This window comes from Vibrio sp. 10N.286.49.E11 (assembly GCF_041469505.1).
GTDB lineage: Bacteria > Pseudomonadota > Gammaproteobacteria > Enterobacterales > Vibrionaceae > Vibrio > Vibrio crassostreae_C.
Genome location: NZ_JBFRKQ010000127.1, coordinates 1 through 6,464, shown reverse-complemented (window position 1 = coordinate 6,464; position 6,464 = coordinate 1). Strand labels below are relative to the sequence as shown.

7 protein-coding genes and 1 riboswitch are annotated in these 6,464 nt (G+C 42.0%); of the genes, 2 read left to right on the top strand and 5 right to left on the bottom strand.

Annotated elements, in window-relative coordinates; genetic code table 11:
* Nucleotides 1-221 precede the first annotated feature (221 nt).
* Nucleotides 222-1,019, top strand: coding sequence for an alpha/beta fold hydrolase (locus AB4167_RS21640; protein ID WP_017062100.1), 798 nt, complete (start codon nt 222-224; stop codon nt 1,017-1,019).
* A gap of 131 nt (nt 1,020-1,150) precedes the next feature.
* Here the strand turns inward: AB4167_RS21640 and AB4167_RS21635 are convergent, their stop codons facing one another.
* The 5 genes from AB4167_RS21635 to torD all read right to left on the bottom strand — a co-directional run bounded on the left by AB4167_RS21635 (nt 1,151) and on the right by torD (nt 5,290).
* Nucleotides 1,151-1,468, bottom strand: coding sequence for a DUF2007 domain-containing protein (locus tag AB4167_RS21635; protein ID WP_017062099.1), 318 nt, complete (start codon nt 1,466-1,468; stop codon nt 1,151-1,153).
* A gap of 64 nt (nt 1,469-1,532) precedes the next feature.
* On the bottom strand, nt 1,533-2,213 hold the full coding sequence (locus tag AB4167_RS21630; protein ID WP_017072239.1) for a TVP38/TMEM64 family protein: 681 nt from the start codon (nt 2,211-2,213) through the stop codon (nt 1,533-1,535).
* A 134-nt stretch (nt 2,214-2,347) separates the two neighbouring features.
* Nucleotides 2,348-2,938: a TfoX/Sxy family DNA transformation protein gene (locus AB4167_RS21625; protein ID WP_019820997.1), complete on the bottom strand. Its 591-nt coding sequence runs from the start codon at nt 2,936-2,938 to the stop codon at nt 2,348-2,350.
* A 127-nt stretch (nt 2,939-3,065) separates the two neighbouring features.
* Nucleotides 3,066-3,151, bottom strand: a riboswitch (cyclic di-GMP riboswitch).
* A gap of 170 nt (nt 3,152-3,321) precedes the next feature.
* Nucleotides 3,322-4,326 (bottom strand): HTH-type transcriptional repressor PurR, encoded by a 1,005-nt coding sequence (purR, locus tag AB4167_RS21620; RefSeq protein WP_017063507.1) that lies wholly within the window; start codon nt 4,324-4,326, stop codon nt 3,322-3,324.
* 316 nt (nt 4,327-4,642) lie between these two features.
* Nucleotides 4,643-5,290 (bottom strand): molecular chaperone TorD, encoded by a 648-nt coding sequence (gene torD, locus AB4167_RS21615; RefSeq protein WP_372137005.1) that lies wholly within the window; start codon nt 5,288-5,290, stop codon nt 4,643-4,645.
* Between the two features lie 285 nt (nt 5,291-5,575).
* Here torD and torR point away from each other — a divergent pair, with 285 nt between their 5' ends.
* On the top strand, nt 5,576-6,289 hold the full coding sequence (gene torR / locus AB4167_RS21610; RefSeq protein ID WP_017062094.1) for a two-component system response regulator TorR: 714 nt from the start codon (nt 5,576-5,578) through the stop codon (nt 6,287-6,289).
* Nucleotides 6,290-6,464 lie beyond the last annotated feature (175 nt).

Below are 6,464 nucleotides of genomic sequence, written 5' to 3'. Positions count from 1 at the left end.
AATCCGCGATGAACCTTTTTGTTTCCTGGTCAGAGCACATCACGTTTACGAAGACAAAGCTTGCAAACTCATTTTAGTCAGGTAGAAAAGGTGAGGTAGGTATTCACATGACTAATGATAGGTTTGACACTATTATCACTTAAAGTTCTTAATAGCGTGGTATCCTTAGTCATCGCCTCGTGATGAGGCATAGCTCCATTCCAATAATTAAAGCGATAGGTATGTCTGAGAGTTTACTATTTCATAAAACATTTACTCACCCTACGAGCGATGAGTGGGTTGTATTTGTGCATGGCGCAGGAGGCAGTTCCTCCATCTGGTTCAAGCAGATCAAAGCGTATAAACAGCATTTCAACTTACTTCTCATTGATCTGAGAGGGCACGGTAAATCAGACAATATACTTAAAGGGCTGATTTCGAATCGTTATACGTTCAAATCGGTGACGCTTGATATTCTTAAAGTGTTAGACCATCTTAAGATCCGTTCTGCACATTTCGTTGGCATGTCTTTGGGCACGATTATTGTGCGTAACGTTGCCGAACTGGCGGCTGGCCGTGTACGTTCAATGGTACTGGGTGGCGCTGTCACCAAGCTAAACACTCGCTCTCAAGTGTTAATCAAGTTGGGTAACCTCAGCAAGCACATCATTCCTTACATGTGGTTATACAGCCTTTTTGCTTATGTTGTGATGCCACAAAAAAGCCAAAAAGAGTCTCGTCACCTTTTTATCCGCGAAGCCAAAAAACTGTGCCAGAAAGAATTTAAACGCTGGTTTATCTTAACAGCTGATGTAAACCCCTTGATGAAATATTTTAAAGATAGAGAGCTACCAATACCGACTCTTTATTTGATGGGTGAACGTGACTACATGTTTATTAAGCCTGTAAAAGAAATGGTTGCAGCGCATGAATCGAGCGAGCTAGTAGAAATCCCGAATTGTGGACACGTGTGTAACGTGGAAAACCCTGAAGAGTTTAATCAGCGTTCGATTGCGTTTATTCAAAAACAAATTCAGTGATTTTCTAGGCGTGAAATCAAAGATGATGAGTTAATCGAATTGAAATAAAAACGGGAAGCTAACTTTAGCTTCCCGTTTTTAATTGGAGGAGGTATCTGACCGAATCGTTCTATCAGGTCACTGAAACCCTGCTATTCAGGTGAGGCAGCACCGCACTGCCAGCAAGAGCCGAATTGCGCTTCGTTGACTTCATGACACTCACCACAACGCCACTCTTCATAGATGATCGAATCTTGCTGCTTTTGGTAGTCATTGACGAGCATGCGAGCTTTACTGGCCAATTCTGGCTCATATAACCATACGTAAGGGTCAGTTTCTTCAGTGAATGGGATTTCCCCCTTTAATCCGAACAACCCCTCACCACGGACTTCACAGGCAATATTCTCGCTTTCTAACAATCCACAGATGATATGAGCTTCTGTCGGATTCGATGCACTGAAGATTTTCATTGAAATAGAACCTTATTCGGCTATCTGTGTTGTTTAGATATTATAAACTATTCTGCTATATACATTATTCAGCTACGGGTGCTGAGCGAAACTTACCCATCAACCATTTAGCCACTATTGGGAATATCCCCAATAATGCAAATGACAATAGTACTGAAGGGGAGACGATGCCCGAAAGTGAATCAATTTCTGCGAGCTGAGTACCAGCATTCAAGAAAACCGCCGTCCCCGGTAACATCCCGATTTGACTCGTAATGTAGTAACGACTCACTGACATCGGTGTTAGACCCATCAATAGGTTGATAAGGAAAAATGGGAATACAGGAATCAGACGCAGAGAAAACAGGTAAAATGCGCCGTCTTTTTCAACCCCCTTGTTAATCGTCGCCAATTTGTCACCAAACTTGGTTTGAATCCAGTCACGCAACAGGTAACGGCTACTTAAGAAAGCTAAGGTCGCACCGATCGCACTTGCGAAAGATACCAGTAGCAAGCTGTTCCAGAAGCCAAATAGCGCGGCCCCTAATAAGGTTACAACAGCGGCACCAGGAATGGAGAAAGCCGTAATCATGACATACGCGACAAAATAGATAGCGGCAGCCGCAATAAAGTTGCTGTCAATGTAGTCATTTAACACAGCTTGTTGGGCCTTAGCATTTTCAAGCGTTAAGTACTGGCCGAAATTGATGCCTAACAAGACGATGGTTACGACCAACACAATACCCAATATCATTTTCTTACTCATTGATACTTCCTCTAAATTTTCAATGCATACCGATAGTATAGATAGACAGGCAAAGCATAGATTAACTTTCACCAGATATAAAAAAAGCCGCAGTAAATGCGGCTTAGTTATGTATATAGATTGCACTGACAATGTTAATTGACGCGATTGATAAGCTCTTCGCGACGCTGCTGCGGTATAACAGACCAATGTGTACCATTAATCGCGCCTTCTAGCGCCCAAAGTAGTTCAATACTGACAGAAGACGCATGCGATTCTTTGATGGCGTTAAATGCGTTTACAGAGCCAGATTCATATAAACGTTCTACAGAATCGATCCCTGCCTTTTTCAACATACGCTCGGTAGCGAGTCGAAGATTAGGCAGATCTTTGAGTCGGGTCGGCTTAGCAGAAGACTGCTCAGCTTTTTCTTCTTTAGCAAAACCTAGAGACGTGGTTGCAAGCTGCAAGATTTTCTCTTGGTCTTGCCAGAGGCCTTCAGGTAAAGCGAAATATTTAGTAACGACAGGGAAACCACGTTTTTTGTAGACGTACGGTTGAAACCCTTGTTGTTCGAATTGTTTCGTTGTGCCTTTGTCTGCGCGTATGTGCAACTGGTCATTTACAACCAGAGCAAACATAGTGTCATCAGCAAAAAGACCGAAGCCACCAAACATTGAGCGTGATTTTATTTTTCCTAGGGACTCAAATAACTTCATCGAGTCCTTTAGTATCGGTTTATCCATGTTATTTATCTCGGTGTATTTGAACTACGCCACCAAATAAGCAGGTCCGAGAGATTAGCAAAATGTTGCAATTACATTGTCAATAAGCCGTAAATTACTAAATTATTAGTAGTTACTGCATTTTGCCATCGGTAACCCCGCTACCATACCAACGAGTGGTTTAGGCCGGAAGCTTTGCGTCTCACTCTTTCGAGTGGTTTGCCCTGTGCGTGACTGATTGAATAGAATAAAGTTTTTGTTGGATGAAGCTCACACTTGATATTTCAAAATGTGATACTGCTTCAATTAATGATCTTTCCGTTGTGCATCTGGGTTCATTATGGTTGCTGATAAAAAAAGCGCACCTAAAGGTGCGCTTGATGAAATTAAACTCGAATTATCAATTAATTTAACGTCTTAACTGTACTTCGTTCAACAATTTCAGGGTGCATTTCGAAGACGCGTTTTTCGTGGTCTTTGTCTTTGATGCGCTCCAATAGAATTTCGAATGCATTCTTACCAACACGACGTTTTGGTTGGTGAACTGTCGTTAACGGCGGAGAGAAGTATTCAGCGAGTTCGATGTTGTCGTAACCGATCACTGAGATATCTTCAGGAATGCGGATGCCTTTTTCTTGCAGTCGGCTCATTAAGCCGAGTGCCATTGTGTCGTTAAAGCAGAATACCGCCGTTGGACGATCTTCCATCTCAACGATTTGTTCTGCAGCAAGAACAGCCGTATCACACTCGAAGTTGCCTTCGATGATCATATTGTCATCGGCAGAAATTTTAGCTTCGTTAAGTGCGCGCTTGTAACCGGCAATACGTTCAACACATGCTGCTTTGTCTAAGTGGCCACTTAAACATGCAATCTTAGAGTGACCGCGTTCAATAAGGTATTTGGTCGCTAGGTAGCCACCTTCTTCAGAGTTATCGATGATCTTATCAGCTTGAGAACTCTCTGGGCCCCAGTCCATAATAACTTTAGGGATGTCAGCGTGACGGTCTAACATCTCTCTTAGTTCTTCAGTTAGGTCAGAACACATAACTAAGATGCCATCTACACGTTTCTCTGCAAGCATTCGAATGTAGTCACGTTGCTTCTCATAGATACCGCCCGTATTACACAGGATCAAAGTGTAACCTTGACGGTAGCAGTAGCTCTCAACACCATCGATAACTTCAGAGAAGAATAGATTAGTTGATTGAGTCACTAGCATGCCGATGGTGCGTGTTGTATTACACTTCAAGCTACGAGCAACAGCACTTGGTGCATAGTTCAGTTCATCTACGGCTTTGTTTACTTTTTCTTGCGTTGCTTCTGCAACAAAGCGAGTTTTATTGATTACGTGAGAAACGGTTGTTGTTGATACGCCGGCTAAGCGAGCGACATCTTTTATAGTGGCCATGGTTTTATCCTATTAGAAGCTACTTTCCCAAAGTACGGAATAAAGTAGCCGTTAAGCTACCTAACTAAGAGCTTAAATTTGTAGGGCTCTTTGGGTACTAAAAGTGCTAAAAAACAAAAAACCGCTATTGAGCGGCTTGTCTTAACACCGAAATGCTCAAAACTATAATAAGCATAGCATTTCGTGAATGTTTCATATTTTATCGTTTGCGGTCACAATTTTAGACTGACTAGAAATTACTCGCAATAAAATTCCCCCGGAAATCCGGGTGAATTGTCACATTCTTCTGAATTTATTTAACGAGTCATCCAATAAGCTATTCACCAGCTAAATATTGAGTGTCTAATTGACAGAATGCGAGTAGCAACGATGAGACGGAGGCGTAGAAACCGAATTCATCAACGTCATGACATTTCACGTTGAACTTTGGTAACCAAGTCAGCAGTTGTTGTTCGATAAACTGCTGTTGAGCGGCAAATGAATTCTCTAGTTCTTCTTCAATATTCGTTTCGTTTGAACGAATGATCAAGTTACCAAGGAAATCGAGTTCGATAGCAATGTGGTCTGCTGGCTCTTTTAGATCTTGGTTCACAACTAAGTTGTGCTTAACCATGATCTCTTCCATATCTTTTGCTGGCTTATCATTCAAAAGGCCAGTTTCGCCGATATACATTGAAGCGTAAGGAAGAGCGCCGTGCTTATCTGTCTTTAAGAAAAGATCGCAAAAGTCTGCAGACAGTTCTAGCTGAGCATCTTCACGAGTTTGTAGGCGGTTCAGCGCATCCACTAACTTATCAATCGCTGGCTTTAGTGTCTCATTTTCGCCTAAACCAGTTAGGAAAGAACGAATTTCAACAGAGTGGTAGTGATCGAGTTCTTCTTGAGTGAGCTCTTTGGCAAATAAGCTTGATAGCCACCAGTATATTTCTGCTCTTTGCTCGTTGAACGCTTTCGTATCTTTCATTTGTTAGATCCTGACTTAGTCTTGTGATGTTGCTTATATGCATCTTGAAGTCACTTGGGCATAAGCACACCAAGGCTGAATAACAAGGTTATTTGCGAAACGCAAAGTTACTCGTTAGTAGTAATGCCTATATTGAATTGCGATGGACGATAAATAGCAAGGTTTAAGATTGTCTTGTATCAAAAAAAATCCATGTTTCTGGCTTTTATCTTCTGTACCACTAGAATTGTTACTAGTTATGAATAGAATAGTCACTGAAACTATTAAATAAGAAAAGTGGTGTAGATGAGCTATCACGTATTAGTCGTAGAAGATGATGTGGTAACCCGCAGTAAACTGGTTGGATACTTCCAGAACGAGGGTTACACAGTGAGCGAAGCAGAAAGCGGCGCTCAAATGAGAAACGTGTTAGAAGAAAACAACGTTGACCTCATTATGCTGGACATCAACTTACCAGGCGAAGATGGATTGATGCTAACTCGCGAATTACGCAGTCAATCAGACATTGGAATTATTTTAGTTACTGGACGCACGGATAGCATCGACAAAATCGTTGGCCTTGAAATGGGCGCTGACGATTACGTTACTAAACCCTTCGAACTTCGCGAGTTATTAGTTCGAGTTAAAAACCTACTTTGGCGTATTTCTGCTGCTCGTAAAACAGCAGCGGGCGCAGTCGAAGAAATATCAGATGAGTCTGTGGTTCGTTTTGGTGAGTGGACATTTGATATCCCTCGTCGTGCGTTAAGCAAAAACGGCGAACCGGTGAAATTGACCAAAGCAGAATACGAACTGCTAGTGGCATTGTCTTCTTACCCTAACCAAGTATTAAGCCGCGAACGTATTTTGAATATGATTAGCCACCGAGTGGACGCGCCTAATGACCGTACTATCGACGTATTGATTCGTCGTATGCGTGCAAAAATGGAGTTTGATCCTAAGAACCCACAAATTTTTGTGACGGTTCACGGTGAAGGTTACATGTTCGCTGGTGATTGATTTCCTTCGGAAGTGATTAATCAACAACGACATTTAAACGTAAAAAGCCGAGACACCATTGATGTCTCGGCTTTTTTATTGCTTAGCTTTCATTGTTAACGAACAGAGAACCTAAAAATACTTGCCGACTCAGTCTGCTCAGTATGAGTTTAAAGAGGTTCATCGCGGATTAGCG

Excerpts from the sequence above, each read along its gene's own strand:
- AB4167_RS21640 (WP_017062100.1), top strand. The coding sequence starts at position 222 with ATGTCTGAGAGTTTACTATTTCATAAAACATTTACTCACCCTACGAGC.
- AB4167_RS21635 (WP_017062099.1), bottom strand. The coding sequence starts at position 1,468 with ATGAAAATCTTCAGTGCATCGAATCCGACAGAAGCTCATATCATCTGT.
- AB4167_RS21630 (WP_017072239.1), bottom strand. The coding sequence starts at position 2,213 with ATGAGTAAGAAAATGATATTGGGTATTGTGTTGGTCGTAACCATCGTC.
- AB4167_RS21625 (WP_019820997.1), bottom strand. The coding sequence starts at position 2,938 with ATGGATAAACCGATACTAAAGGACTCGATGAAGTTATTTGAGTCCCTA.
- purR (WP_017063507.1), bottom strand. The coding sequence starts at position 4,326 with ATGGCCACTATAAAAGATGTCGCTCGCTTAGCCGGCGTATCAACAACA.
- torD (WP_372137005.1), bottom strand. The coding sequence starts at position 5,290 with ATGAAAGATACGAAAGCGTTCAACGAGCAAAGAGCAGAAATATACTGG.
- torR (WP_017062094.1), top strand. The coding sequence starts at position 5,576 with ATGAGCTATCACGTATTAGTCGTAGAAGATGATGTGGTAACCCGCAGT.